The following is a 26,134-nucleotide window of genomic DNA, read 5'->3' as shown; positions in this document are numbered from 1 at the left end:
GTGGATGGAGGAACTCTCTTTTGGGCGGAGCATAGTTCCCTCGGCAACAAAAAAGAGGTTATCCAGACAGGGGTCTTATCAGCCCTTTCTAGATAACCTCTTCGTTTATATCCTACAGTACGCTCGCTTGTCCAGAGTAGATAATGCCTACTTCCGGATAGATCGAAACTTCTGTACCGTCTTTAATGAGTTCAACCGCGTTCTCAACGCCTACGATAACCGGGATGCCCAGGCTAAGCGCAACAACAGCCGCATGAGAGGTGATGCCGCCAACTTCCGTAATCAACGCGGAAGCTCTTTGTACAGCCGGCATGTATTCTTTGTCTGTAGTTACCGTAACTAGCACGGCTCCATCAACCATTTTGGAATTTGCTTCTTCAGGTGTGCGAGCTGTGACAACGATACCCGTAGCCGTTTGCATACCGATACCTGTACCTTTGGCAAGCATCTCGCCTACATGGTGAACTTTGATCAAGTTCGTTGTTCCAGAGCGTCCAACTGGGACACCTGCCGTGATAACAACGATGTCACCTAAAGATACAAGTCCTGTTTTGATGCTGCTATCTACAGCAAGATTGAACAGCTCGTCTGTCGTTTTGGCTTGTACGCTCATCACAGGGATAACGCCCCAAACCAGAGATAAACGACGGATCACTTGCTCGCTTGGTGTAATCGCGATGATTGGTGACTTCGGACGGTATTTCGATACCATTCTTGCTGTATAACCACTCTCTGTAGCTGTCAAAATCGCTTTCGCTCCAAGTTCCAGCGCCGAGTTAGCTACTGCTTGAGAGATAGCTTCCGTAACTGTAACTTGTTGTGCTTGCGCTTGGCGAAGGAAGATTTCTTTGTATTCCAAAGCTGCTTCAGCACGCTCAGCAATACGAGCCATTGTTTGTACGGATTCAACCGGGTATTTCCCTGCAGCCGTTTCTCCGGACAACATCACCGCATCGGTTCCGTCGAACACGGCGTTCGCCACGTCACTTGCTTCTGCGCGAGTTGGACGCGGGTTGCGCTGCATGGAATCAAGCATCATCGTTGCCGTGATAACCGGTTTACCAACGATGTTACATTTTTTGATCATTTGCTTTTGAACAACTGGTACATCCTCAGCTGGAATCTCAACACCAAGATCTCCACGAGCAACCATCAAACCATCGGAAACTTCGAGGATTTCATCCAGATTGTCTACGCCTTCTTGGTTCTCAATTTTACTGATGATTTGGATGTGCGTTGCGTTATGTCTTTCCAGCAATTCACGAATTTCCATAACGTCGCTCGCTTTACGAACGAAGGAAGCTGCGATGAAATCAACACCTTGCTCGATACCGAAAATGATATCGTTGGCATCTTTTTCTGTGATACCTGGAAGGGAGATTTTCACGCCTGGCACGTTAACGCCTTTTTTGCTTTTGATGGTTCCACCGTTGACGATACGGCACTCGATTTCAGTTCCACGAATGTCAACGACAGTAAGACCAATCAAGCCGTCATCGATCAGAATCGTGGATCCTACTTCAACATCACGCGGCAGATCCGAGTAAGTAACCGAGATACGGTCTGCATCTCCCAGAATTTCTTCTGTTGTCAAAACAATGTGCTTGTCCTGAACAAGCTCAATCGGTTCTTCTTTCAATTTACCGGTACGGATTTCCGGTCCTTTCGTATCAAGCAAGATTGCTGCTACTTTGCCAGTCTCAGCGGATGCAGCGCGAAGGTTGCGGATACGTGCGCCATGCTCTTCAAAATCTCCGTGGGAGAAGTTGAGACGGGCAACATTCATTCCCGCTAACAAGAGTTTTTTCAAATTTTCTTGTGATTCGCTTGCTGGTCCAATGGTACAGACAATTTTCGTTTTACGCATGGTTTCCCTCCTGAGTGAATGTGAACCGACCAATGTCTCTAAATTTACGGTAACGGTCCTCTAACAGCTCCTGTTCGGTCAAGCTTAGCAATGGCTGAAGCTGTTCCCAGATCGCTGTTTTAATAAATTCTGCTTGTGCAGCCAGATCACGGTGTGCGCCGCCTTTTGGCTCTGGGATGATGCCGTCAATGACGTTCAGATCCTTAATGTGATCTGCTGTAATTTTCATTGCTTCTGCCGCATGTAAAGCTTTGGAAGCATCTTTATATAAGATGGAAGCCGCGCCTTCCGGACTGATAACCGAATAAATCGCATTTTCCAACATCAACACCTTGTTGCCAACTCCTAATGCCAGCGCGCCGCCGCTGCCGCCCTCACCAATAACAATACAGATGATCGGCACGCGAAAAGAGGCCATTTCCAGCAAATTTCTGGCAATCGCTTCTCCTTGACCACGCTCTTCAGCAGCATTCCCGGGGAATGCGCCCTTCGTATCAATAAACGTAATAATTGGACGGTTAAACTTGTTCGCTTGGCGCATCATGCGCAGCGCCTTACGGAAGCCTTCCGGGTGGGGACAACCGAAGTTGCGAGCAATATTATCCTTCGTATCTTTCCCTTTTTGGTGCCCGACAACCGTAACGGGAATGCCGTTAAATTTGGCTAGTCCACCTACAATCGCAAGGTCGTCTCCATACAAGCGATCTCCATGAAACTCTATGAAATCAGTAAAAATAGATAAAATATAATCAATCGTCGTCGGTCTTTGCGGATGACGAGCCAATTGCATTTTTTCCGCCGAAGACATACTTGCATAAAGTTCATCCTCGAGCTCTGCGTATCTTTCTTCCAAACGGCGAATTTCTTCCGAAAAGTCAATTTGCTTCTCTGCTCCAAATTTACGCAGCTCAGCAATTTTGCTCTTCAGTTCCGCCAGCGGCTGTTCAAACGGCATTTCACCCGCCATAAGTCGCTTCCCCCTTCACTCCGTGCATGTCCAACAGCTTGATTAACGTAGGTCGCAGATCCTTGCGAGGTACGACCTTATCGAGCTGACCATGCTCGAGATTGAATTCTGATGTCTGGAAATTGTCCGGCAGCTTTTGTTTAATGGTTTGTTCAATAACACGGCGGCCTGTGAATCCAAACGGTGCTGCTGGTTCAGCGATAATAATGTCACCCAGCATCGCAAAGCTTGCGGATACACCGCCGAAAGTCGGATCCGTGATGACGGAAATAAAAAGCCCGCCTTCGTTGCTCAGCTTGGATAAGGCTGCGCTTGTTTTGGCCATTTGCATCAAACTAAGAATGCTTTCTTGCATACGAGCGCCACCTGAAGTGGAATAAATAATAATAGGAACTTTCTTCTCGATGGCAGCTTCGACAGCTCTCGTGATTCGCTCTCCTACAACGGACCCAAGTGATCCGCCCATGAAATCAAAGCTCATTGCCGCAATCACAACCGGATAGCCGCCAATGGTGCCTTCACCGGTAATAATCGCATCTTGTAATTTCGTCGTGCTCTTCGCTTTATCTAATTTCTCAACATAATCAGGAAACTGCAAAGGGTCCTCAGAAATCATATCCGCATCGTATTCCAGAATCTGGCCTTCATCGAGCGTTAATTGAATACGTTCCAATGCGCTTAAACGATAGTGGTAGCCGCAAGCTGTACAGACTTTTAAGTTTTTCTCTAGCTCTTTACTCGTTTGAATGGTACCGCATTTCGGGCATTTATTCATTAACCCTTCGGGAATTTCCCTTTTTGTTTTCTCGGAAGGAATCGTTGCGTATTTACGCTTTTGAAATAAATCCTTTAGCACATTTCCACCTCTAATTGGCTGTTATCGTGAATCTCTGACAAGCCAGGTTACTTGCTTCTACTTTTCATTATCTATGTAAAATAGAATTGAGTACTTCTTGTACTTCTTCAACTTCCCCTGCGGGAACGACAATTTCAAACTGATTTTTGGATAAGGAGATGCCTCTTACTTGTACGAGAAATCCTTCTTCGGTCAGCCTCTGTTTAATCCGCTCTGCAATTTTCGCGGTAGGAGCTATGTATATCACCGTCCACATGAAAAAAAACCTCCTATGAAGTACTGCTACATGGATTAGGGCATTTAGTACGATGATAATAAACATCCTGTAATAAGCATAGGCACACACAATGGAATAATGATATCATAATTTCTCTTTTTCCCGCAACAGAGCACGTTCATGAAAAAAAAGTAGAAGTCTGAACTAACAAGTTAGTCCAGACGTAATTTACTGCTATAATCAGGCGCATGCTCATTCTGATGAGCGATTCTGGCAGACGCAGCAGCCGCTAATCCGCAAATTAAATCATCCAGAAAAACATGCACAGCGCTTTTATCATCGTTGAGACTCCGAATAATTCCCATCTTTTCCTTGTCCAGGTAGCCAAAACTGGTTAATCCAATCATTCCGTATACATGTACGATGCCTAGAGCCAATGTTTCATCGACACCGAACAAGGGTTCATCTGCCTCAAGGATGGATTGCAGAGGTTCGGGCAGCAGCTTTTTCTCGGCCAGCTCATCCAGTGCAATGCCCGTGTACAGCGTGTACTGCACTTCCCGCTTGGCAAGTACAGCCATTACACTGTCGGTACACTCTTGTTCCGTCAGATGAACATTATAGGGCTTCTGCAGCTTGAACACAATTTCGGAAATTTGTTCCACCGTCACACCGCGTTTTTGCAGCAATTGGATCATATGTTGTTCGGTCATAAGTCCCCTCCTACACATGGAATGCCCCTGAAATGCCGGGTTCCTATTCATATGCGGAGGAAGCATGCTTTATTTCACCCTTACGGAATCTTTACCCATGATCGTTTCAATCATCCGGATCAGATCCTTGGAGGGATCGATCAAATATTGGTCGCTCAGGGCCAGAAGCTTGTTGCTGCTTTCGTAGAAAAGCGCAACCGCGAGCGGCCCTTTGTGCAGCTTCAGCAGCGCCTTCAGCTGCAAGAGCTTATCCGGCTGCTCGCAGTCAGCCGAGATCTTGACGAACACCCGCTGAGGCTTCGCCTCATCAGCGGGTGCCTGGCGGCCCGCAGGCGGAGCCGCTTGCTTGACCGCGGCGCCGCTGCGCGCTGCCCCGGATGAGGCAGCCGCGCGAGCAGGCTGGCCGCCGGCTGCGCCAACCGAGCGCCTAGGCGCCGCAGGCGGCCGGCGAAGGCGCTGAACGGCCGCCGGGTCGTCCAGCGCGGCCACCTGATCGGCGAGCAGCTTGGGCGGATCCTCGTCCTGAAGCTGCAGCTTCGCCCGGACGAGGACGAGTCTGCCCTTCTGCACGAGCGGAGCCGCGTGCTTCCAGGTCTCGGGGAAAAGCACCACCTCGACCTTGTCGATGCGATCCTCCAGCTCCATGAACGCCATGGGCTGCCCCTTCTTGGTAATGATCGTCTTGTGCGACAGGATCATCCCGGCTACAAGAACTTCGCTGTTATCCGGCAGCTCAGCGAGCTGATAGACCATGGCCGCGCCCATCTCCTCAAGAGGCTGTGTGTAGGCATCCAGCGGATGCCCCGAGATGTACATGCCCAGAAGTTCCTTCTCCAGCTCCAGCTGCTTGCTCTGCGGCATAACCGGAATGTTCGGATACTCGACTTCCCAATTCGGCTCTTCGACGAAGCCGAACAAGTGAAGCTGCAAATCATCCCGCTCCTTGCGCCATTTTGTAGCGGATGCGATCGTTTCGTCCAGAATGGCCATAAGCTGAGCACGGTGACCTCCCAAGGAGTCGAACGCTCCGCCTTGAATCAATGATTCGATGACCCGCTTGTTGCAGACTCGGAGATCCACACGTCTACAGAAATCAAGCAAACTCTCGAAGGAAATCTTCTTACGTTCAAATAAAATGGCATCAATCGCTTGCGTGCCTACATTTTTGATGGCCGCAAGTCCAAACCGGATCGCTCCTGTTTGAGGATCCGGCGTAAACACCGTCCCGCTCTTGTTCACATCGGGCGGAAGAACAGCGATTTTCGTCCGTCTGCACTCATCGACATATTCGGCCACTTTCCTGTGATTACCCATCACAGCAGTTAACATGGAAGCCATGAAATAAATCGGGTAATGCGCTTTGAGATAGGCGGTCTGAAAGGCCAATACCCCATAGGCCGTAGCATGTGCCCTAGGAAAGCCATAGTCGGCGAAACGTACAATCATATCGTAGACATGATTCGCTTCATCCGCACTAAACCCTTGCTGCAAGCTGCCTTTCACGAAATGGGCACGCTCTTCGTCGAGGACTTCCCGCTTCTTTTTGGAAACCGCGCGCCGTAGCAAATCTGCTTCTCCTAAGGAAAAACCGGCCATCGAGGAGGCAATTTGCATAATTTGCTCCTGATACACGATAATGCCGTACGTATCCCGAAGGATCGGCTCTAACGTCGCGTGCGGATACACCACTTCCACTTGACCGTGTTTCCCGTAAATATACTTGGGAATGAACTCCATCGGGCCCGGACGGTACAAGGCAAGAACGGAGATAATATCTTCAAAAACAGAAGGTTTCAAGTCCTTCAGCACCTTGCGGACACCCGTTGACTCCAATTGGAAAACACCGGTTGTTTCCCCTTTGCTCAGCATCCCGTAAGTGACCGCGTCCGCGTCCATATCCAGCCCGTCAAAATCCAGGTGCAAGCCTTCCATCTGGGCAATCCAATCCACGGTACGTTCAATAATCGACAAAGTCCGCAGACCTAGAAAATCCATTTTCAAAAGTCCAATGGCTTCCAAATGCTCCATCGTATATTGCGTTAGCGCCGTCTGAGTCGTCCCTTCTTGCAGGGGGACATACTGCGTGAGCGGCTCTCGGGAAATGACGACCCCGGCCGCATGCGTCGATGCATGGCGCGGCATGCCTTCTACACGCATAGCCATTTCAAGCAATTCTGCAGTTTTGGGCTGTCTGGCGACTAGCGACTTGAGATCCGAACTGACCTGCAGCGCCTCCGTCAACGTCATGCCGAGCTGATTCGGAATGGCTTTCGCCGCGCGATCTACATCTCCGTAAGGAACGTTCAACACACGTCCGACGTCTCTGACCGCCGCTTTGGCCGCCATCGTTCCGAAGGTAATGATTTGGGCGACATGCTCATGCCCATATTTGGCAACGACGTAATCAATGACTTCATCCCGCCGTTCATCGCTAAAATCGATATCGATATCGGGCATTGTTATTCGCTCAGGATTCAAAAAGCGCTCAAAGAGCAGCTTATATTGAAGCGGATCGACATTGGTGATGCGCAGCACATAAGCGACGAGGCTTCCGGCCGAGGAACCCCGCCCTGGACCTGTCATGATATTTTTCTCATGGGCAAAACGAATGAAATCCCATACGATCAAGAAATAATCGGAGAATCCCATTTTCTCAATAACGCCTAATTCATAAGCCAAGCGCTCTTCCGCTTGTTTCCTCAGCGGCGAATCCAGCTGCTCCCATTCCGGTTTTGCCCCATACCGCTGATTCAAGCCCTTCTCACACAGCTCTCTTAAATATTCGACTGAAGTTAGCTGTTCAGGAATTGGACGGAAGCTTGGCAGAATCGATTTGCCAAACTCAAGCTCGAGCTCGCAGCGCGAAGCCACAACAGCCGTATTAGTCAGCGCTTCAGGCACATGGACGAATAAACGCCGCATCTCCTCTTCGCTTTTCAAATACATCTGGCTTGTTCCCATTTTGAGCCGATCCGTATCATCCACGGTTTTGCCAGTGCCAATACAGATTAGAATATCCTGCATGACATGATCCGGCTCCGTCACATAATGGACATCGTTCGTCGCAATCAGCGGAATGCCCGTTTGCTTGCTCAGCTCGATCATGGAAACCATGACTTTTTTCTGCTCAATCATGCCGTGATCCTGAATCTCCAGAAAGAAGTCATCCCCGAAAATACGTTGATATCGCTCTGCTGCCTCTCTGGCTTCATCGTGCCGATTATGCAGCAAATGCTGCGAAATCTCGCTGCCTAGACAGGAACTCAGACAGATAAGCCCTTCAGAATGCTTGGATAGATGTTCCAAATCAATGCGCGGTTTATAATGAAAGCCTTCCAAATGCCCAATCGAGCAAAGCTTCATCAGATTCTGATAACCTTGGTAGTTCTTAGCAAGCAGAATGAGATGATAGATCGGCTGTTCTTGTCTTGTCCCTTTCTCGCGAATGGAGCCCGCTGTAAAATAAACTTCACACCCAATAATGGGCTTAATGCCACGCTGCTTGCACGCTTTGTAGAAGGCAATAGCTCCGTACATCACACCGTGATCCGTCAAAGCCAGAGAGGTCATGCCCAGATTAGCTGCTTGTGTAACAAGCTCCTCCATGCGTGCGGCACCATCCAATAAACTGTATTCACTATGCACGTGCAAGTGTACAAACGAACTCATCAGCATTTCCTCCCTGCTCTCATTTTATTCCTTACATATTATCATATTGTAGACGTGCATTCCCATACATTAAGTATAGAGAGTTTGTCCTCCATAACGGATGGGAAAGGAAGCGGTAAAGTCATGGGAATCTTTTGGGCAAATATTATTTTGTACTTCTGCATTGCTTTCGGGGTCGTCTTCGGGGGCAGCATGTTAAGCGGCATTGCAGCTGTGCTGACCCTTCAATCGCCGACGGAGAAAATGATGACTGTGGCTGAAAATATTAAAATCTGGGCCATGGTGGCTGCAGTAGGCGGCACGATTGATCCGATACGCTATATAGAAAGTCATGTAGCCGTTGGACATTTGAATCCTGCGATCAAACAAATCATTCTGATTGTCGTCGCCTTCGTGGGAGCGCAGATCGGTACCTCGCTCATCCAAATGATCTGCAAGGGAGGCCACCAGCCTTGAGGGTTCCTCCTTTTGCCCGCTATCAGCGCTTGCTTGCGAACTTTGCACTGATGGTTTCGGGAGCCATCATTGGGAGCGCCGTCTATATGAGCATTCATCAGCATACCTACACGCAGTTATACGTGGAAATGCATAAGTATCTGCAAGAAAATCGTGATTTGCGAGCCGACATCGACAGTTTAAACAAGACAAAAAATAAACAATCCTTAATTAATGTCGTCAATGTGCATCTCGTTCCCAAAAATCAGGATGAGCTTATTAGCGAAGATATTCAGAAGGAAATTGAGAGTGATATTAAAAGCGAGCTCAAGCTCGTCATCGGCCAGAAAGCCACTTATGTCAAGGATGCTCAACCGCTTTATGAGAAGTTGATTACTCAAAAAACCTACGTTTTGCATGATAAAAAATATATTGTTGAAGTGAAATCGATCGTGTTAATTCAGACGGAATTGACGGTTTGGATCACCGCCCAAGAAAAGCGAACTTAATTATTCGGAATAATCTGTACGGGATGTGATTGCATTCTCCGCCCAAAATCGCTAAAGTTAACAGTAAACTCGCTTAAAAGGACGGATGAACCACATGTTCGCGATTCAAGTTTCTTTATTTTCACTCATTTGCCTGTTGCTTGCCCTATCGGTCTTTTTCAGCTTTCGGGCGCGCCGTGAAAAGGAACCGGCCAAACGCGGTCTCTACTCTGCTCGTATGAATATTTGCATGGGCTTGATGCTTGTGATGATTGCCATCACGCAGCTCTTCTTCTTCAGCGAATCCAGCTTCCGCCGGATCTTCGGCACCGTACTGGTCCTGCTCGGATTATTTAACTTATTCGCAGGCATCCGCAATCACGGGCACTTCGATCGCCTGCTGCGCTAGATGACTTGAGCGGTCAGCATCGCTTTGGAAACCAAAGCCCCGGCATGATAAATTTCCACATCGATTTTGCCAAATTTACGGCTCACCTCAATAATGGTGGGCCGTATTTCTATTTTGGAATCAATCTGCAGCGGTTTGAGGAAATAGGTGGACATGTTGTCCATGACGAGGTCGCCTTTTTTAAACTCCTGCACAATGCGGTAGGCCGCTTGGGTCATTAACGTTGTAAGAACTCCCTCTGAAACGGTACCCAGATGATTCGTCATCTGAGGGGTTATGACACCATGAAACTGCAGTGTTCCCTTCTCATCTCTGACCTCTTCCAACCCGGACCAAATCAAATCCTCGAACGTTTCCCCGTTCTGCGGCTGCTTCTGAATATACTGCATCGCTTTGAGCACATCGCTGCGGTTCAGCACGCCCACCATTTTGCGGTTCAAATCCACAACAGGCAGCAGCTCGATGCCCTCCCACACCATCATGTGGGCAGCAGAAGCTACCGAAGTCTGAGGCGTGACCGTGAGCGGGCTGCGCGTCATGAGTTTATCGACCGTCTGCAAAGCGTTCGCCCCGACCATATCCTTGGACGTCACAACGCCTATAATGCGGTTCCACTCATCGACGACCGGGAAACGGCTGTAGCCTGTATCCTCCGACAGTCTCTGCCAATCTCTCAGCGTGCTGTTCGCCTTAAGCGCATAGAGCGAGGCACCCGACGCCAAGATATCCTCGACAAGCATTATCTTCTTCTTAATCAAACGATCGTAAATCGCTCGATTGATCATAGAAGCGACCGTAAACGTATCGTAACTGCTTGAAATGATCGGCAGCTCCAGCTTGTCGGCAAGCAGTTTCACTTCTGCGCTGGTATCGAATCCACCTGTGATTAGCACCCCTGCGCCATATTCGAGCGCGCAGCTGTGCGCTTCGTTCCGGTTTCCCACGATAAGCAGGCTGCCCGCTTCGATATATCGCATCATGGCGTCCTGCTCCATCGCGCCAATGACGAATTTGTTCAGCGTTTTGTGCAGTCCTCGCGAGCCTCCAAGCACCTGTCCGTCCACCATGTTCACGACTTCTGCAAAAGTGAGCTTATCGATGTTTTGCCGCAGCTTTTTCTCCACTCGCACGGTTCCGATTCGTTCTTTGGTTGAGACGAGACCTTGATTCTCGGCCTCTTTGATCGCCCGGTAAGCCGTGCCTTCACTTACTTCCATGTTCTTGGCAATTTTGCGAACGGAGATTCGACTGCCGAGCTTCAAGCTTTCTATATGACGTAAAATTTGTTCATGTTTCGTTAACGCATCAACGGATTGAGTATCCAACTGTTACACCCCATTCGCCTGTTCCTGTACTACTCTGTACTACTAGTATAAACGTTCGAAAGAGCAAGAACAATGCGAACAACATCTATAATAAGAAAAATCCAACCCTATTGGATTGGATGCTTCATTTGTATTATACCAAACATATGTTCGTTGTCAAAAGGTAAAGCTTAGCATCGCCCGTTCCGGGCTATTTACGAAATTGCAGCATTTTTCTGCGGCCTTGAACGAGCTGCTCCAGCTGCCATTTTTTCATCCGATTAATGCGCTTAAGCTCTCTTCGCTTCTCTTCATCCACACCCAGAATCTGATGCAAATGAGACGCAATAACGAGCAGCGCCATAGCGATCCAAATGCTGCTAAAAATCATCGGCAGGGAACCGACTTCCCGCAGCTGCAATTGGGGCAGCGAATAAATCAGCATGCCTAACGCTACGCTCATGTACACGACATTCTTAAAGCCTTTCAACCTGATCACACTCCTTTCGCCTGATGAACTCTCCAAGCCTGTCTTCATGGTCCTCATTCATATGTATGAGACAAGTTCTTGCAATATGAGTTCATCTGCGAAAAGAATCGAAAGTTTAAAACGCTGCTTAAACCTCTCCGAAGCCCTGCGAGTTAAGGAAAGCTTTCATGTGCTCGCGCGGGCGCTGCGCCTTGCCCGCCATCTCCTTGGACCAAGTCGTATCGACTTTGCCTCCCGTACGAACGTGCATGTAGTCGCGGATCGTCTCGTCATACTGACGAACCGATTCTTCGTTATCCGTATACCGATTCTCGTGGTATACGGCTTCAAGAGGGAGCCGCGGACGCTGCAGCGGCTCTTGATCCGGCGTGCCGATGCACATGCCGAAGATGGGATATACCAGCTGCGGCAGACCCAGCAGCTGGGAGACCTCAATGGGCTTGTTGCGCAGCCCGCCGATGTAGACGACGCCGAGCCCGAGCGACTCGGCCGCAATGGCTGCATTCTGCGCAGCGAGTGCAGCATCGACTGTGGCAATGATGAAATTCTCCGCATTGCCGGTAATTGGCGTATCCGCATGCCGGTGTGCAGCCTGCGAATAACGCCGCAAGTCTGCACACCATACGAGAAACACCGGACATTCGCTGACATAACTCTGATTGCCGGCGAACGCGGCAAGTTGGCTTTTTAACTCGCTATCCGATACGTGAATGACGCTATATGCCTGCATATTACTCGAAGTTGAAGCCGCTTGAGCGGAAACCAGGATGTTTTTTAGTTGCTCGTCGGCGACAGGTTGATCCGTAAACTTGCGAATCGAGCGATGATTTTGCAATAACTGAATGATTTCGTTCATATCGATGCAACCTTTCTCCCAATAGTATACTTTTAGTAACTATAGCACTTTAAAGTGGCTACTTGAATTTAATTATAATACAACCGATACTAAGGTACATAGTTTTGCCATACGTTGCAACCTAATTTGGCAGAAAATATCTAGATATCTAGATATTTATATTATTGGAGGTGCATCATCATGAAAAAAGATTTATTTTCTCCCTATGAGCTGAAAGGCTTGCAAATTAGAAACCGCATCGTCATGGCGCCGATGTGTCAATATTCAGTAACAGCTAAGGACGGAAAACCTAATGAATGGCACTACGTCCACTATCTTACACGCGCAATCGGAGGAACAGGCCTGCTTATTATGGAAATGACGGATGTGCATCCCGATGGCCGCATCACAGATCATGATTTGGGTCTTTGGTCGGACGATCATATCCCTGCGTTCGCCAGAATCATTGACGGCGTTCATGCGCATGGTGCAAAAATCGGCATTCAGATTGCCCATGCAGGCCGCAAAGCAGAGGACGCGGAAGTTCCTGTCGCGCCGTCGGCTATCCCGTTCCCGGGTGATGCCTACAAAATGCCGCGGGCATTGACGACAGATGAAGTACGGGACATCGTGAAGCTGTTCGGCGACGCAGCCCGTCGTGCGGTGCAAGCAGGCGTAGATACCATCGAGCTTCATGGCGCTCACGGTTATTTGATCCATCAATTCCAGTCGCCTCTAACGAATAAAAGAGACGATGTTTATGGGCACAATCTGGCCCAATTCGGTGTGGAAGTCATTCAAGCGGTGAAAAAAGAAATGCCTGCCGACATGCCGCTTATTTTCCGTATTTCTGCCGTTGAGTACGCGGACGGCGGCTATGATATCGACCACGCCATCGAGCTCTCCAAAGCGTATCAAGCCGCAGGCGTCGATGCGTTTCATGTGAGCTCAGGCGGGGAAGGCCTCGCCGGGCAGCGGAAACCGGGCAACTCCGCCGGTTATCAAGTGCCTTTCGCGCGTCAGATTCGCGAAGCGCTGCAAGTTCCGGTCATCGCCGTCGGCTTGCTGGCGGATCCGGAACAGGCGCAGTCCGTCATCGCTAACGAGGACGCGGATCTTGTCGCCATCGCGCGAGGTTTGCTGCGCGATCCGTATTGGGCAACGCATGCTGCCGTTCAGCTAGGGCATGAGCAGCCCTATATCCCGCGGCAGTATCAGCGCGGGTACTGAGTTCTTGGTCGGCGCCGCTGGTATGTTGTACTTTGTACAACGTTATGCCCGGATTTGGGCGCCTTCGCTCCTCTCCGTTGTACTTATTACAACGGAGAGAGCGTGAAGGAGCTCATTTGGGCTGTTTCAGCTGAAATGGTTGTACTTTGTACAACATAATGCTTGGATTTGGCCTCTTTCGCTCCTCTCCGTTGTACTTATTACAACGGAGAGGACGTGAAGGAGCTGATTTGGGCCGTTTCAGCTGAAATGGTTGTACTTTGTACAACGTACCGCCTGGATTTGAGCGCTTTCGCTCCTCTCCGTTGTACTTATTACAACGGTGAGAGCGTGAAGGAGCTCATTTGGACCGTTTCAGCTGCAATGGTTGTACTTTCTACAACGTACCGCCTGGATTTGGGCTCCTTCGCTCCTCTCCGTTGTACTTATTACAACCGAGAGAGCTTGAAGGAGCTGATTTGGGCTGTTTTAGCTGAAATGGTTGTACTTTCTACAACATAATGCTTGGATTTGGCCTCCTTCGCTCCTCTCCGTTGTACTTATTACAACGTAGAGAGTGTGAAGGAGCTGATTTTGGCCGTTTCAGCTGAAATGGTTGTACTTTGTACAATGTACCGCCTGGATTTGGGCTCCTTCGCTCCTCTCCGTTGTACTTATTACAACAGAGAGAGCGTCAAGGAGCTCATTTGGGCCGTTTTAGCTGAAATGGTTGTACTTTGTACAACGTACCGCCTGGATTTGGGCGCTTTCGCTCCTCTTCGTTGTACTTATTACAACGGAGAGGGCGTGAAGGAGCTGATTTGGGCCGTTTTAGCTGCAATGGTTGTATTTTGTACAATGTTCCGCCTGGATTCAGTTCCCCTCCGCGCGCAAAAGGGCGCATTTCGATGAAATAGTGCCCTGTAGTTCCCTTCGCTGAAGGCCTTGGCGGTGAGGTTCAGCCTCACCGCCAAGCCCAAGTTTGCGAAGCGAAGATTACGCGCCCTATCGGCAAAGCCCTCCCCAAACACCAAAAAAGACAGTGCAGAAAACACCTGCACTGTCTTTTTCATCAAATCAGCTTCCTTACCTTACGATACAGCAGCGTTAATAACCAAGGAATCGCTACAATTAGCACCAACACAATCGCGTTATACAAATGAAAGAGCACAATAGAGCCCGGCGTTTGCACTTTATATTTCCACAGAGAAAGCAGTGCTGGATGCATCAGGTACACGCCGAACGACACAGAGCCTAGTGAGACGAAGAAGCGGCCGACTGGCGCGGCTTTTTGCAAAAGCCATTTGCCTGCCCAGATGAAGCTGATGCCGATTCCGATGCTATACAGGAGCCAAAGCACCTCAAACCAAGTATTCTCAAACGTATATCCTTTTAGGCCTAGCAGATAAAGTCCCGTATAGACAAGGCCGCTGAGGACCGAAGCTGGAATGACCCAGCCTTTGTTTCGTTCCAGCCATGCGCGAAATGCCCCGTAGTTCATCCCGATCGCGCCTCCGATAAGGAAGTACGCAAAGTAAGTGATGCACAGCTCCGGCTTGTGGTCGATGGTCCCGAACCAATGGCTGTATATGTACACGCCGGCTTGAATAGCCAGGCCCCAAAGCGCCAGCGTTTTGCGGAACCAGGCCGCATTCCTCACAGCCCAAACCAGCAGCGGAAACAATAAATAAAATTGCACAATAATGATCATAAAATACAAATGATAGCCGGAATCCGCCCATTTTAGCTGCTCCAGGAACACACGTGGTTCCAGCTTGAATGGATGCCCTGGCGTCCATAGCCACGGATTATAAATATAGTAGAAAAACGACCATACAATATAGGGAACAAGGACCTGCCTAACCCGCTTCCAGTAAAAGATACCGGCCTGCTTGGCGCTCCAATTATCCGTATAAATGTAGAAAAGCACAATTCCGCTTAAAAAGATAAACACGGGAACTGCAAAGTAACTCATTTTGTTCAAAAATAAGACGAGCAACTGCGAACTGCTGCCCTTCAAAGTTGGATCTACTGTCCAGTCTGCCGTAACGTGGATCGTGACGACAGCCAGGATAGCTATCGCTCTGACGATATCCAGCTCCGTGATTTTTTGTTTGGCCATATCGGTTTCAGGTCCTCTTTTCGTATTCAACAATCCCTTTTACTATAGACAGTTTCGACACATTTCGCAACTTTTCAAATGACTTGCTTTTCTACGCAAAAAGCTCCTATTTCATTGAAATAGAAGCCTTCTATGCGCTAAACGGAATACGTCTCCTTCGACCTGACCGCTTGTTTGCGGGGACGTACAACAGCACGTAAAACAGTTAAACCAATCAAGAGGAGCGCAGTAGTCACATACATCGTTTTGATCAAAATGTTCGAGCTATCCGTCCCTATAAATAACCCATGAATCAGGGCTAACGCAAAAATAGGATACGATAGCAAATGGAAAGCGAACCAAAGCTTCTTCTTCAGCTTCTGACGGATATCGGTCGTTAAAATCAACAACAGCAAGCCATACAGTGCTATCGTGCCGGTACCACTCAATACCGCAGAATGTTTGGCCGCAAATGGAACAAGGATCTCTTTCCAATCATACGGCATGAACGTATCTATGACCAAAAGCACGGTATGCAGTAAAGCCAAACAAGTACCCAAATGATTCGCAAATGTATGCGATCGAAGCAACCGCGCCTTCGTTTGACCCTTCCACTGAGGAAAGCTATACGCAATGCCCAGCGCCATCCCCACGAATAGACTAAGATAAGATAAGATGCCAAATACGCGAATCAACATCCAAATGGGTAAATCTAGCAGCATTTGAATCAATTTTACTCCTCCTAACTTTTTCAAACATATACGGAATCTGCTTCAAGCCCCAACCATTCACCCTTGGATTCATTCGCAGACGGCTTCACATGATGGAGAGTTCCATCCTCTGTAAAAATAAGAGCTTCCAACCGCTGCGCATGGCGTCTAAAAAGAGGTAGTCCATCTTCCAGCCCGCGAATGCACATGACCTTAGCCCAAATTTCGCACTCAACCAAATGCTCCCCCACGACAGAACACTGAATTACGGATGAGCGGCTAGGCTTCATCGTACTAGGATCAATGAGATGATGCATACTGCCTTGGCTGTTCCGCCAACTTCTTTTTTGTGTGCTCGAGGTAGCAACTGCCCCAACTACTAGCAAGAGGAGAAGTTCATCCAACCGATGTATACGACTGCTATTCGGTCTATCAATAGCAATTACCCATGGCTCCGTGTCTGTTGCGCCTCCCCATACTTCCACATCACCGCCGGCATTCACGAGACCTCTTTGCATTTGCCGCTCGATGCGAAGTAAATCCGATACCCCCTGAACGGTCCAGCTTTTTACAATGCCGCCTAAATCCATTTGCTGATTAGCAGGAAATCGTACGGAGGACATCGCCGTGTCCAGATCTATCTGTAACCGATCCTTTGGGAATGGCAGCAGCGGATGGTTGCGTATTTCTGCGAATTCATCGTCATTTGCTATCGTTTCGAAACTACGTTGGTAACCAGCATGCTCTAGCGCAGGAAGAATGAAAATATTAAACACTCCCTCCGTCACTTCAAAATAATGCTGGCACAGCTCAAGTACATTCGCCATTTCATCCGATATCATACAACGGCTTCCTGAGTTCCTATTAAGCAGGGAACATTCGCTTGATGGCAAAAACCTGCTAAACCGCCGTTCTGCCTTGGCAAAATAAGACTGAATCAGCGGCTCAAATTCAGACATCTCACGGCTTGCAGCCAGTATCACCTGAATTTGCGTGTTCATCGAACGAAAGCTTGATTCCTGGAGCATAACGCCCATCTCCTTGTTTTATGAAGCTTGACTTCTAGTATGTGCTTTCAACTGTGGCTGCGAAGATTCGGCGCCTCCTGTGGAACCTGAAGAGCTTGATGAGCCTGAGGATCCTGTTGATCCGGTGGACCCTGTCCCCGCTGCCATCCGGTCATGGTTTCTTCCCCGACGGACCGGCGTATTTTCCGCCATCCGATTGTTGGAGGTTTCCTTTTGAGCCGTTACCTTTGCAGTTTGATCCTTGGATAAGGCAGCTGCGGAGACTGCCAATAGAAACTGCGGACTTTCTTTCACTTCTTGAAATAAATAGAAGAGAAGAACGCCCACGACCATCCCAATCTGCCATTTTGTCCACTTGGACTTTTTCATTGCTATCTCTCCTCCTAACGAATGGCCTGATCTTAGCTTCATTATATTTGTTAGACGGTTCACTTGCCTGAGCATAGCCTTAACAAAGACTGAAACTTAACTGAATCCATAACGCACTCCATTCAACCTCGATATACAAGAAAAGGCTATCCAGGTGTAAGTAGATCAACTACTTCTTCCTGAATAGCCTTACATTTATCTTCTATTTGAACATTTTCTATTTGAGCATCTTTCTTCTACTGCAGCATCGCTTGCAACGGCTCGGCAATAATACGCTGCACATCCTCAAGCACAACCGATAAACGGCGTTCCGCATCAAACAACTGTTTAATCCCTGGATTCAGAGCAAGTACGTCATATAGTTTCTGCAGCTGCTCCATCTCCTCTTCAGGCGGCATCTCGCCTACAGCCATTTTCTGTTGAAGTTCATTTTGACGTGAACGAAAATCTTCCAGTAAGTTTTTGCTAGACGCATCCTGGTTAATCTTCGCGCGAATCTCCAGCATATCCTTGTATTCGCTGCTTTCTTTAATCGCTTTTGCCAGCTCATAAGCTCTATCGTGTACGTTCATTTCCATGACCTCCTAATTTAACCCAAACGCGGTTGGGCTCTTCCTCCAAACAGTTTCGACGACATACCAAGCACCAAGGTATATATGTCCTCATATGATGGAGTAGTTTACTTTGCTTAAACAGCAATGCCATTTTTGATGCTGGAAGGAGTGTTCGCTATTGACCAGGACGAAAGTCGGAATATCCATTCAAGGCACCAGCATCTATTTGGATGATCGGACCGTTGTTCTAAGTGAAGCCATTGCAAGAAAATGGAAAGTTCCGTCCAATCAATCGATGACTCTGCGCTTTGGCTCTGCCAAACAGGATGTCAAGGTCGTCACCGCCGCTACATCGAACAGTTTACGGTTCAATCCTGTCCTCGCTACCAAGATCGGTATTCATCAAGGGGCGCAGCTCAATATCCATTATAGGCAAAATGTGGGCACTTTGTCGATTGGACCTTTAATTGGCGTGATGATCAGCCGCGTTTATTCAAGTTCACACGACCGCCCATTTGGTGCGATTACCGCTTTTTGTAAAGAAATGACCGACGCATGTGAACGTTATGGGGCTGTTGTTTGCTTCTTCCCGCCTGGTGAAATGCAAGCGAATGCCAGTTCCATTTCCGCGTATGCGTATGCCAATGGTTCCTGGAGCAAAAAAACGTTTCCGATCCCCAATGTGATCTACAACCGGCTTACTTCGCGCAAATATGAAAACTTGCCGAATGTTCAACAATTTTTGAAAGATGCCAAGAGCCGTTATGGAACCGAGGTCTTCAACGAGAAATATTTGAACAAAACGGAAGTGTTCGAAGCTTTGCGCAAAGATAGTTCCCTTCATGGGTATTTACCGGAATCCTACCTCTTCAAAAATTATCAAATGCTAAAATCGATGGCCTCCCGCCATCCCGTTCTATTCCTCAAACCAATTACCGGCAGCTTGGGAAAAGGGATTATCCGCATTCGCCGAGAGCCCGGTGACGTCTATACGTGTCATTATACGAATCTAACCGGCGTTCGCAAACAAACGTTTCCTTCCCTTTCTGCTGTCTTTCAAGCGATATCCGGCAAACTCAAAACCCAGCGCTATCAGCTGCAGCAAGGACTTGATCTCATCACAACAGACGGCAGATCGATTGATTTTCGTTCGCTTGTCCAGCGTGGGGCCAAAGGTGAGTGGGCCATCACCTCCATTGTCGGCCGCATTGCCGGATCTCAGCATTTCGTCTCCAACCTTGCACGAGGCGGCAGTCTGACCAATGTGGTGGGCGCACTCGCCAAAACGCCGTTTTCTTCAGCCACTCGTGTCTCTGTAACGGCTCGTTTGCGCAAGGCCTCTATCGACATTGCCAAAGGGATTGAAGCCCAAATCCCGAGTCATTTTGGAGAGCTGGGGATCGACCTTGCTGTAGATAAAATGGGGAAGGTCTGGTTGCTTGAGGTAAACTCCAAACCTTCTAAAGATGATAATACGCCATTAAACACGGACAAGAAAATAAGACCTTCCGTGAAACAACTCGTGCAATACGCCAAATTTTTAGCAAAGATTTGAGGTGGAACTATGCGGTTAAGCACCAAACGTCCCTTGCTCGGGATTATGGTCACAGAATTGAAACGGGAACTGCCTTTTGCCAGCTCAGGCTTTTATAAGCATCTGACTTATTATGGCGCCCGTGAAGGTCTGGACGTCGTCGTGTTCTCACCGAATCGCATCGATTGGAAAGGGCATACGGTACGGGGTTACACCTACTTGACGGAAACGAAGGAATGGGTGGCCAAACTCGTTCCGCTGCCCTCACTGATTTATGATCGATGTTTCTTTAGCAATAAACGCAGCTATGAACAGTATCAGTACCATGTGAGAAAGCTGCGCGAATCACCCCTAATTCGCTTCCTAGGCTATGGATTGGGAGGAAAATGGGAAGTTGATCAAATTTTGCAGAAAGACGGCATAATCAGCCGTTACTTGCCAGAAACGAACTTACTCACAAGCGGCACCACTCTTAGAAATTGGCTTCAAACAAGGGAAGATGTGTTTCTTAAACCACAAGGCGGCAGTCAAGGAAAGGGTGCCTTGCATCTTCACAAAGTAAACACAATGAACGGAAAAAGCACCTACCATATCCAAGGTCGCAATGCTCAAAACGGGCTCGTCGATCATGAGTTTCATGATTTCTATTCCTGCTGGCAATGGCTGCGCAGCTGTATCGGCACCAGGCCATATCTGATGCAAGAATATCTGCACCTGCATTCTTCAGAAGCAATGGCTTATGACATTCGCTCTCTCGTCCAAAAGAACGGTTCCGGCATATGGGAAAGCACCGGCATGGCGGTTCGTGTCGGCAAACCGGGCAGTGTGACTTCCAATCTGCATGGCGGAGGAAGTGCTGAAGAGGTTTCCGCCTTTCTAACCAGGGAATTCGGCGATACCAAGGCTAGTGAGCTCATAGCCACACTAACCATGCTCTCGAATCGCATCCCCCCGCTTCTGGAAAATCATCAAGGACGATTAGCTGAGCTCGGTATCGATCTTGGGATCGATACGTGGGGGCGCGTCTGGATTCTCGAAGTGAATTCCAAGCCAGGCAGAACGATTTTCGCGCGCATGCGCGACGAGAAAGCACGGTTGAAATCCATAGCTAACCCTATTTATTATGCTGGATATTTGCTGCACAAAAAGCTGAGTTAAGCTTGGAACAAGTTTAGGAGGGTAACCTAATGAGTTTGACAACGTGTATGCTCCACGCCGTACAACGAACAGATAGATCGGTCTACTTAACAAGTGAAGTCGTCAAAGCTTTACGGTTAACCGGTACCAAATCGATTACTGTAAAGGTCGGCAGCAAAACAGCCACCCTACCGATCCGCCTGATTAAAAAAAGTGGCCAGCATATGTACATTCCGCTTTCTTTGATGGCTTCTCTGCGAGTTCCTCGCTCGGGGAGCGTAATGGTCGCGAGCGCGACAAATAAAGAACTGCGTATCGGACCGCTCATCGGCGTCTTAACGAATATTGTAGGCGGTTCATCTCCGTTTGGTACAAAAACCGGGTTCATCCGCCAAGTTCTAAATACAGGTTCGAACAAATCATTTATTTTCGCTTTCAGCCCGAAAGGGGTCAATTGGGTACAGGAAACCGTTACGGGGATCATTCCCAAAGAAGGCGGAGGCTGGATTCGCAAAACGTTCCCGCTGCCGGATGTCGTCTATAACCGCCTATCCAGCCGTATAGCAGAGAAGTCGGCCGGAATGGAGGGTTTTAAGGACCGTTTTGTACGCAGAGGCATCCCGCTGTTTAACTGGAGCTTTTTTGACAAATGGGATGTGTACAAAATGTTAGCTGGCGACGATGCTTACAAATTCGTTCCAGAGTCCAAAATTAATCCATCTGCGGATCAAATTAAAGAAATGCTCGACAAGCATAAATTCATTTATTTGAAACCAACGGCGGGCAGTTTGGGCATTGGTATTTTCCGGGTGACCTATAACCCGAAACGCGGTTATTTTGTTCGCTACCGCAAAGGCGGCAAAAACGTGCTCATCCGTTATGGAAAATTCGAAGGGCTTATGCAAATGCTCGGGACTGGACGGGGGCGTCTATCCAATTACGTGGCACAGCAAGGCATCCGCCTGATAGAGATTGACAACTGCCCTATTGATTTCCGTTTCCACATGACGAAAAACGGCAGCAACAACTGGGTTGTCGCCGCCATCGGGGCCAAGAAATCCGGCAAGGGCAGCGTAACCACCCATATCCGCAACGGCGGTCAATTAATGACGCCAGAACAGGTGCTTCGTCAAATCTACGGCAGCCGTGCAGAGTCCGTGCTTAGCAATGCCAAAGAAACGGCGATCAAGCTCGCCGAAGGCATCGAGAATAATTATGACCATTTGCTCGGAGAGCTCGGATTCGATATTGGTATCGATCAAAATGAGAAAATCTGGATGTTTGAAGCCAATGCCAAACCAGGCAGATCCATTTTCAAACACCCTTCATTGAAAGAAGGAGACCTCACTACTTTACAAAATATTTATGAGCACTGCCTGTATTTAAGCCGATTCCGTGCTAGGAGGGAAAACTAATGGCTTTCTTCCTGCACAACAAAGAGCAGAATCCGAGGCTGGCCATTCTCACCGTTAAGGACAGTAATCGCGTATTTCGAGGGAATTTGCACAATTTCCTTGATCTCATTCAGACAGGTGAAAGGCTTGGGGTTGATGTTTACGTCGTGACTACCAAGGATTTCAACCTATCAGGCAATGAAATTCACGGTTATCGCTACAATAACCAAACCAAAAAATGGAGCAGGGAACTCGTTCCCGCTCCTCAAGTCGTCTACAATCGCATTCCTTATCGCAAAATGGAAATGAAGCCCGAAGTTCAACAAACGATTCAAGCTTGCAATCGCAGCTCCAGCGTTCATTTATTCAATTCTTCCTTCTTTAACAAATGGACCTTATTCAGTTGGCTTAATGGAGCCAAAGACAGCAAGCCCTATATGCCCGATACCAAACAATTAAGTTCAGCTGACGACCTGACTTCCCTTTTGCGCAAACACGCCGTATTGTATTTGAAACCGGTGAAAGGCAAAGCGGGAAAAGGCATTATGCGGATTGACCGAATAACAACGAAAGGCAGTCAAACGCAATACCGGCTAAGCCGTCAGGTAGATAAGCAAATGACTTACAGTGTGCATCATTCCACTTCCGAACTTTGGAACGAATGGAATCGGCACCGCGGCTCCAACGAATACATTGTTCAGCAAGGCATTGCTTTAGCAAGGTACAAACAGCGGGCTTATGATTTGCGCGCTCTCATCCAGAAAACGTCCAAAGGGGAATGGAGCGTGTCAGGCGTCGGCGCACGTGTAGCGGGGAAAGCGAGCATCACCACGCACGTTCCACGAGGCGGTTCGATCGATGATCCGTTCAAGCTGCTCTCACAGGGTTTTGGGCCAAAAGAAGCAAAAAGCATACTAAAACGAGTTGAAACAGCTGCCGTCACACTCGCAACGCAGATTGAAAAATCATCCGGCAATCAACTTGGCGAAATGTCGATGGATATCGGCGTGGATGTTGGAGGCCATATCTGGTTCTTCGAAGCGAACTCCAAACCAATGAAATTCGACGAACCGAAAATCCGCAAAAAATCACTTGAACGTATTATTCGTTATAGCCTTTATTTAATTAATAATGGAAGAAGAAGGTGATTATGCTTGTCTTCACAACGACTGGGCGTACTCGCTATCTATTTAAGCAAAACTCGGCTCGAAGAACTCTCTTACTTTCAAAAGCTCAGTAAAGAAGGTAAAAAGATGGGGGTTCAAGTCGAAGTTTTCTCGCCGACCGATGTCGAAGCTGACAACTCGGTGCGCTCATTAACCTACGACGCTTCCTTACGCAAATGGGTTCGCCGCCGCACATCGATGCCGCCTGTCATTTATGACCGTTGCCGCTACAAAGCAGCTGCGAACTATCAAATGCTCAAAGCATTTCGCAATCGGCATGCAAAGCTGATCTTTCTGAGCAGACCGCTGGCCAATAAATGGTCAATGCATCAAATTTTATCTGAAAATGAAGGCATACGCCCTTTCCTGCCGGTTACCGTGCGGTACAGTACCGTGCAAGAGCTGCTGAAGTTTATAAAGAAACATTCGCTTGTCTATGTCAAACCGAAAAACGGTACAGGTGGAAGAGGCATCCTGCGTATTGAGCAGCTGGGTCCCGACCTGTTTTTATTGCAAGGAAGAAATCAGCAAAGAACCATCATCGCCCCTTACCGCGCAAGCGAAAAACAGCTGGCGATCAAGCTGCATACGCTAAAGCTGAGTCCGGACTATGTGGTTCAACAAGGCATACAGCTTACGCTGAAGGATGGACGCGTGCATGATTACCGTTTGCTGATTCAAAAAAACGGCAGCGGTGAATGGGAAGTTACGGGCTGTGCCGGCCGCATCGGTCCACACCGCAGCATCACCTCGAACCTGCACGGAGGCGGAAGCGCGGTTTCGCAAGATAAGCTGTTAGCGTACCGTTTCGCTTCACCTGAAAAAACAGAAAGCATTAAGAAAGAAATGAATAACTTCGCTTATAAGCTGGCAGATTTTCTAGAAACGAAATTCGGCAAGCTGTGTGAGTTGGGCATGGATATTGCCGTAGATCCGAAAGGAAATGTTTGGCTGCTGGAAGTCAATCCCAAGCCTTCCCGGGAAGTATTCCGAAAAATCGGCGAAATCGCCACATATCAGAAGGCGGTTTCACGCCCTCTCGAGTATGCCGTCTGGATGCTACGGCAAAACACTCGAAGAATAGATTCGCCTTCTGGCGATGCATCCAATGAAAGTGATTAAGCGCGCAATCGGAAGCAGCAGCACTAAGCTGTAAGGAGCTTCCGATTTACATATTGCCCCATCAAAAGAAGTGTCGAAAGATAATGGGACGCAAAGCTCCTACGCCCACCGCCACATCCTCCGTCATAGGCAGGTAATACCCTTCCCTCGGCAGCCCCCGTACCTGTACATGCCTCATCGCATGGGAATTTCACTCAGGCTTGCTGAGAGGAACTGGAGTCCCCTATTTGGAGGAAAACGAGCTGTTTTCCACTCTTAGGGAAACTACAGGGTCTTATTCTTCCTCCATGTCAGGTATTCAAGCCAAATTGGCTGAAATAGCGGAACGTAGTTCCCACTGCAGGTGGAACTATGCCTTTTCTACGAAATAGCGTACTGTAGTTCCCAGATAGTGTGCCCACACGCAAAAAAAGGCTCCAAGCCCGTCACCCGAGCTTGAAGCCAATCTTCTGCCATGCATTTACGTCCCAGTAGCTACCTTATTAGCACCCGCATCCACAACATCCGGGTCCAGCGATATCGTCGCGCTAAATAGAACATTCGAAACGGCGAAATCTCCTGTTATGCCGCCACCGCTGCCGGAGTACGTTTTGGCTGCGCTCGTCGGAGCAATCACTAACGTATCACCGTTCACCAGGCTTCCTTCGTTCCTTATAATGTTGAAAATCCCTACAAAAGAAGGCATTCTAATCAGCACCTTTATCTGTCAATGTGCTATAGTGTATGCCCAGACGACCGCGTTTGCGACAACTTCATCTTAAACGTATTCCAGCAGCTCAGCAAAGCTACGAATTCGAATGTGCGCGCCTTCGAGCTCCCCCGCTTCCCGGAAGCCGGCGTAATCGCAAGCAGCTACAGTCAGATTATTCTTAAGTCCTGCCTCCACATCGGAGGAACGATCTCCCACCATCCACGCGGAGCTGATTTGATGCGTGTCGAGCGCTATTTTAACCAAATCCACTTTGGATCTGGTTTGATATTTCCCCGCACTGTACAGGTCCTCAAATAAAGGGGACAAGCCCATCGCCTCGGTCACATGACCGACGTAGTCCTCTAATCCATTGCTCGCCACAAATAAGCGGACACCTTTGTCCCGCAAAGCCTGTAAGGTCTCTGCCACACCATCGTACAATTTCCCCTGTCCTTGCTTCAGCGCTTCCATTTGGAAACGAAGCAACAGCTCATCAGCGGCTTGACGCGCTTCTACAGAAGCGTCCGGCATAACCCGCTGCCAAATATGCTCAAGAAGCATGCCGAGCGCCCCCAGAATTCTTTCTTCCGGCGGCGTCTCTCCCGTGAAAAGGCCCTTCTCTCTGAGCACATCAAATGTCGCATGATAAGCGGGCAATAGAATCGTTTCGGTTTGAAATAACGTGCCATCCATGTCAAAAAACATAGCCTCAGGTAGGATTCTCTGTGTACTCATCATCAAGCTCCTTCATCATCATGAATTATATAAAACGTGTAATGATCTTAGTTAAGAATGGCAAACATACCCATGTAAGTCAATGTTCATATTTGGGAAAATGCCTGTTGCCGAGACTAATGAATTCAGTTATG

27 protein-coding genes are annotated in these 26,134 nt (G+C 48.4%); 10 read left to right on the top strand and 17 right to left on the bottom strand.

Annotation, left to right across the window (positions count from 1 at the left end; translation table 11 throughout):
- Window positions 1–112: 112 nt before the first annotated feature.
- From pyk to AC3WTJ_RS20880, 6 genes are all read right to left on the bottom strand, one after another.
- On the bottom strand, window positions 113–1,867 hold the full coding sequence (gene pyk, locus AC3WTJ_RS20905; RefSeq protein WP_492523472.1) for a pyruvate kinase: 1,755 nt from the start codon (window positions 1,865–1,867) through the stop codon (window positions 113–115).
- A complete protein-coding gene (gene accA, locus AC3WTJ_RS20900) occupies window positions 1,860–2,834 on the bottom strand; it encodes an acetyl-CoA carboxylase carboxyl transferase subunit alpha (RefSeq protein WP_127457416.1) in 975 nt (324 codons plus the stop codon). Before accA ends, pyk begins: the two co-directional genes overlap by 8 nt.
- Entirely contained in the window at window positions 2,824–3,690 is an 867-nt protein-coding gene (gene accD, locus AC3WTJ_RS20895) for an acetyl-CoA carboxylase, carboxyltransferase subunit beta (protein WP_127457415.1), read from the bottom strand. The genes accA and accD overlap by 11 nt, the downstream gene beginning before the upstream one ends.
- Before the next feature lie 67 nt (window positions 3,691–3,757).
- Window positions 3,758–3,946 (bottom strand): hypothetical protein, encoded by a 189-nt coding sequence (locus tag AC3WTJ_RS20890; RefSeq protein WP_057307280.1) that lies wholly within the window; start codon window positions 3,944–3,946, stop codon window positions 3,758–3,760.
- Window positions 3,947–4,119: 173 nt separating this feature from the next.
- A complete protein-coding gene (locus AC3WTJ_RS20885; RefSeq protein WP_492523471.1) occupies window positions 4,120–4,620 on the bottom strand; it encodes a phosphatidylglycerophosphatase A family protein in 501 nt (166 codons plus the stop codon).
- Between the two features lie 69 nt (window positions 4,621–4,689).
- Complete coding sequence (locus AC3WTJ_RS20880; RefSeq protein WP_492523470.1) at window positions 4,690–8,289, bottom strand: DNA polymerase III subunit alpha; 3,600 nt, start codon at window positions 8,287–8,289, stop codon at window positions 4,690–4,692.
- Window positions 8,290–8,412: 123 nt separating this feature from the next.
- Between AC3WTJ_RS20880 and AC3WTJ_RS20875 the strand changes: the two genes are divergently transcribed.
- The 3 genes from AC3WTJ_RS20875 to AC3WTJ_RS20865 all read left to right on the top strand — a co-directional run bounded on the left by AC3WTJ_RS20875 (window position 8,413) and on the right by AC3WTJ_RS20865 (window position 9,621).
- The gene (locus AC3WTJ_RS20875) at window positions 8,413–8,745 is read left to right on the top strand and encodes a YtrH family sporulation protein (protein ID WP_127458086.1); all 333 of its coding nucleotides are present in this window, start codon (window positions 8,413–8,415) and stop codon (window positions 8,743–8,745) included.
- Window positions 8,742–9,233 (top strand): sporulation membrane protein YtrI, encoded by a 492-nt coding sequence (locus AC3WTJ_RS20870; protein ID WP_157322955.1) that lies wholly within the window; start codon window positions 8,742–8,744, stop codon window positions 9,231–9,233. Before AC3WTJ_RS20875 ends, AC3WTJ_RS20870 begins: the two co-directional genes overlap by 4 nt.
- 94 nt (window positions 9,234–9,327) lie before the next feature.
- Window positions 9,328–9,621: a YtpI family protein gene (locus AC3WTJ_RS20865; protein WP_127458088.1), complete on the top strand. Its 294-nt coding sequence runs from the start codon at window positions 9,328–9,330 to the stop codon at window positions 9,619–9,621.
- Here the strand turns inward: AC3WTJ_RS20865 and AC3WTJ_RS20860 are convergent.
- From AC3WTJ_RS20860 to nfsA, 3 genes are all read right to left on the bottom strand, one after another.
- Window positions 9,618–10,946, bottom strand: coding sequence for a DRTGG domain-containing protein (locus AC3WTJ_RS20860; protein ID WP_127458089.1), 1,329 nt, complete (start codon window positions 10,944–10,946; stop codon window positions 9,618–9,620). The two genes, AC3WTJ_RS20865 and AC3WTJ_RS20860, sit on opposite strands and share 4 nt — an antisense overlap.
- Window positions 10,947–11,136: 190 nt before the next feature.
- The gene (locus AC3WTJ_RS20855; protein WP_307719955.1) at window positions 11,137–11,424 is read right to left on the bottom strand and encodes a hypothetical protein; all 288 of its coding nucleotides are present in this window, start codon (window positions 11,422–11,424) and stop codon (window positions 11,137–11,139) included.
- A gap of 118 nt (window positions 11,425–11,542) precedes the next feature.
- Window positions 11,543–12,271: an oxygen-insensitive NADPH nitroreductase gene (nfsA, locus tag AC3WTJ_RS20850; RefSeq protein ID WP_492523469.1), complete on the bottom strand. Its 729-nt coding sequence runs from the start codon at window positions 12,269–12,271 to the stop codon at window positions 11,543–11,545.
- Window positions 12,272–12,451: 180 nt separating this feature from the next.
- On the opposite strand from nfsA, the gene AC3WTJ_RS20845 reads away from it, so the two are divergent.
- Window positions 12,452–13,480: an NADH:flavin oxidoreductase/NADH oxidase gene (locus AC3WTJ_RS20845; RefSeq protein WP_492523468.1), complete on the top strand. Its 1,029-nt coding sequence runs from the start codon at window positions 12,452–12,454 to the stop codon at window positions 13,478–13,480.
- A 216-nt stretch (window positions 13,481–13,696) separates the two neighbouring features.
- Window positions 13,697–13,981: a hypothetical protein gene (locus tag AC3WTJ_RS20840; RefSeq protein ID WP_492523467.1), complete on the top strand. Its 285-nt coding sequence runs from the start codon at window positions 13,697–13,699 to the stop codon at window positions 13,979–13,981.
- A gap of 269 nt (window positions 13,982–14,250) precedes the next feature.
- Here AC3WTJ_RS20840 and AC3WTJ_RS20835 read toward each other — a convergent pair whose 3' ends face one another.
- The 6 genes from AC3WTJ_RS20835 to AC3WTJ_RS20810 form a co-directional block, all read right to left on the bottom strand.
- A complete protein-coding gene (locus AC3WTJ_RS20835; RefSeq protein ID WP_492523466.1) occupies window positions 14,251–14,532 on the bottom strand; it encodes a hypothetical protein in 282 nt (93 codons plus the stop codon).
- Window positions 14,532–15,581 carry an acyltransferase gene (locus tag AC3WTJ_RS20830; protein ID WP_492523465.1) on the bottom strand — a complete coding sequence of 350 codons (1,050 nt, stop codon included), beginning with the start codon at window positions 15,579–15,581 and terminating at the stop codon, window positions 14,532–14,534. The genes AC3WTJ_RS20835 and AC3WTJ_RS20830 overlap by 1 nt, the downstream gene beginning before the upstream one ends.
- A gap of 137 nt (window positions 15,582–15,718) precedes the next feature.
- On the bottom strand, window positions 15,719–16,282 hold the full coding sequence (locus tag AC3WTJ_RS20825) for a ferric reductase-like transmembrane domain-containing protein (protein ID WP_492523673.1): 564 nt from the start codon (window positions 16,280–16,282) through the stop codon (window positions 15,719–15,721).
- Between the two features lie 29 nt (window positions 16,283–16,311).
- Window positions 16,312–17,298, bottom strand: coding sequence for an FAD:protein FMN transferase (locus AC3WTJ_RS20820; RefSeq protein ID WP_492523464.1), 987 nt, complete (start codon window positions 17,296–17,298; stop codon window positions 16,312–16,314).
- Window positions 17,299–17,316: 18 nt separating this feature from the next.
- Window positions 17,317–17,667 (bottom strand): hypothetical protein, encoded by a 351-nt coding sequence (locus tag AC3WTJ_RS20815; RefSeq protein ID WP_492523463.1) that lies wholly within the window; start codon window positions 17,665–17,667, stop codon window positions 17,317–17,319.
- Window positions 17,668–17,903: 236 nt separating this feature from the next.
- Window positions 17,904–18,239, bottom strand: coding sequence for a YlbF family regulator (locus tag AC3WTJ_RS20810; protein WP_492523462.1), 336 nt, complete (start codon window positions 18,237–18,239; stop codon window positions 17,904–17,906).
- A gap of 160 nt (window positions 18,240–18,399) precedes the next feature.
- Here AC3WTJ_RS20810 and AC3WTJ_RS20805 point away from each other — a divergent pair, with 160 nt between their 5' ends.
- Genes AC3WTJ_RS20805 through AC3WTJ_RS20785 form a run of 5 tightly spaced genes read left to right on the top strand, consistent with a single transcriptional unit; the run spans window position 18,400 to window position 24,574 of the window.
- Window positions 18,400–19,776: a YheC/YheD family endospore coat-associated protein gene (locus AC3WTJ_RS20805; RefSeq protein ID WP_492523461.1), complete on the top strand. Its 1,377-nt coding sequence runs from the start codon at window positions 18,400–18,402 to the stop codon at window positions 19,774–19,776.
- Window positions 19,777–19,785: 9 nt separating this feature from the next.
- A complete protein-coding gene (locus AC3WTJ_RS20800) occupies window positions 19,786–20,913 on the top strand; it encodes a YheC/YheD family endospore coat-associated protein (protein WP_492523460.1) in 1,128 nt (375 codons plus the stop codon).
- Window positions 20,914–20,942: 29 nt separating this feature from the next.
- Window positions 20,943–22,307, top strand: coding sequence for a YheC/YheD family endospore coat-associated protein (locus tag AC3WTJ_RS20795; protein WP_492523459.1), 1,365 nt, complete (start codon window positions 20,943–20,945; stop codon window positions 22,305–22,307).
- Complete coding sequence (locus AC3WTJ_RS20790) at window positions 22,307–23,434, top strand: YheC/YheD family endospore coat-associated protein (protein WP_157322986.1); 1,128 nt, start codon at window positions 22,307–22,309, stop codon at window positions 23,432–23,434. Before AC3WTJ_RS20795 ends, AC3WTJ_RS20790 begins: the two co-directional genes overlap by 1 nt.
- 6 nt (window positions 23,435–23,440) lie before the next feature.
- Window positions 23,441–24,574, top strand: coding sequence for a YheC/YheD family endospore coat-associated protein (locus AC3WTJ_RS20785; protein ID WP_492523458.1), 1,134 nt, complete (start codon window positions 23,441–23,443; stop codon window positions 24,572–24,574).
- A gap of 460 nt (window positions 24,575–25,034) precedes the next feature.
- On the opposite strand, the gene AC3WTJ_RS20780 is transcribed toward AC3WTJ_RS20785, so the two are convergent.
- Window positions 25,035–25,259 carry a spore germination protein gene (locus tag AC3WTJ_RS20780; protein ID WP_127458104.1) on the bottom strand — a complete coding sequence of 75 codons (225 nt, stop codon included), beginning with the start codon at window positions 25,257–25,259 and terminating at the stop codon, window positions 25,035–25,037.
- 72 nt (window positions 25,260–25,331) lie between these two features.
- The gene (locus AC3WTJ_RS20775; RefSeq protein WP_492523457.1) at window positions 25,332–26,000 is read right to left on the bottom strand and encodes an HAD family hydrolase; all 669 of its coding nucleotides are present in this window, start codon (window positions 25,998–26,000) and stop codon (window positions 25,332–25,334) included.
- Window positions 26,001–26,134 lie beyond the last annotated feature (134 nt).

It is taken from the genome of Paenibacillus sp. FW101-FHT12H11, from assembly GCF_058790355.1.
This window is presented reverse-complemented; position numbering and strand designations above follow the sequence as displayed.

What these genes read in the sequence shown, in the direction of transcription:
- AC3WTJ_RS20815 (WP_492523463.1), bottom strand. Translation starts at nt 17,667, where the DNA reads ATGAAAAAGTCCAAGTGGACAAAATGGCAGATTGGGATGGTCGTGGGC.
- accA (WP_127457416.1), bottom strand. Translation starts at nt 2,834, where the DNA reads ATGGCGGGTGAAATGCCGTTTGAACAGCCGCTGGCGGAACTGAAGAGC.
- AC3WTJ_RS20780 (WP_127458104.1), bottom strand. Translation starts at nt 25,259, where the DNA reads ATGCCTTCTTTTGTAGGGATTTTCAACATTATAAGGAACGAAGGAAGC.
- AC3WTJ_RS20835 (WP_492523466.1), bottom strand. Translation starts at nt 14,532, where the DNA reads ATGAAAAAGACAGTGCAGGTGTTTTCTGCACTGTCTTTTTTGGTGTTT.
- AC3WTJ_RS20865 (WP_127458088.1), top strand. Translation starts at nt 9,328, where the DNA reads ATGTTCGCGATTCAAGTTTCTTTATTTTCACTCATTTGCCTGTTGCTT.
- AC3WTJ_RS20795 (WP_492523459.1), top strand. Translation starts at nt 20,943, where the DNA reads ATGAGTTTGACAACGTGTATGCTCCACGCCGTACAACGAACAGATAGA.
- AC3WTJ_RS20830 (WP_492523465.1), bottom strand. Translation starts at nt 15,581, where the DNA reads ATGGCCAAACAAAAAATCACGGAGCTGGATATCGTCAGAGCGATAGCT.
- AC3WTJ_RS20800 (WP_492523460.1), top strand. Translation starts at nt 19,786, where the DNA reads ATGCGGTTAAGCACCAAACGTCCCTTGCTCGGGATTATGGTCACAGAA.
- AC3WTJ_RS20845 (WP_492523468.1), top strand. Translation starts at nt 12,452, where the DNA reads ATGAAAAAAGATTTATTTTCTCCCTATGAGCTGAAAGGCTTGCAAATT.
- AC3WTJ_RS20885 (WP_492523471.1), bottom strand. Translation starts at nt 4,620, where the DNA reads ATGACCGAACAACATATGATCCAATTGCTGCAAAAACGCGGTGTGACG.
- AC3WTJ_RS20825 (WP_492523673.1), bottom strand. Translation starts at nt 16,282, where the DNA reads ATGCTGCTAGATTTACCCATTTGGATGTTGATTCGCGTATTTGGCATC.
- AC3WTJ_RS20820 (WP_492523464.1), bottom strand. Translation starts at nt 17,298, where the DNA reads ATGCTCCAGGAATCAAGCTTTCGTTCGATGAACACGCAAATTCAGGTG.
- AC3WTJ_RS20890 (WP_057307280.1), bottom strand. Translation starts at nt 3,946, where the DNA reads ATGTGGACGGTGATATACATAGCTCCTACCGCGAAAATTGCAGAGCGG.
- AC3WTJ_RS20790 (WP_157322986.1), top strand. Translation starts at nt 22,307, where the DNA reads ATGGCTTTCTTCCTGCACAACAAAGAGCAGAATCCGAGGCTGGCCATT.
- AC3WTJ_RS20775 (WP_492523457.1), bottom strand. Translation starts at nt 26,000, where the DNA reads ATGAGTACACAGAGAATCCTACCTGAGGCTATGTTTTTTGACATGGAT.
- nfsA (WP_492523469.1), bottom strand. Translation starts at nt 12,271, where the DNA reads ATGAACGAAATCATTCAGTTATTGCAAAATCATCGCTCGATTCGCAAG.
- AC3WTJ_RS20875 (WP_127458086.1), top strand. Translation starts at nt 8,413, where the DNA reads ATGGGAATCTTTTGGGCAAATATTATTTTGTACTTCTGCATTGCTTTC.
- pyk (WP_492523472.1), bottom strand. Translation starts at nt 1,867, where the DNA reads ATGCGTAAAACGAAAATTGTCTGTACCATTGGACCAGCAAGCGAATCA.
- AC3WTJ_RS20880 (WP_492523470.1), bottom strand. Translation starts at nt 8,289, where the DNA reads ATGAGTTCGTTTGTACACTTGCACGTGCATAGTGAATACAGTTTATTG.
- AC3WTJ_RS20810 (WP_492523462.1), bottom strand. Translation starts at nt 18,239, where the DNA reads ATGAACGTACACGATAGAGCTTATGAGCTGGCAAAAGCGATTAAAGAA.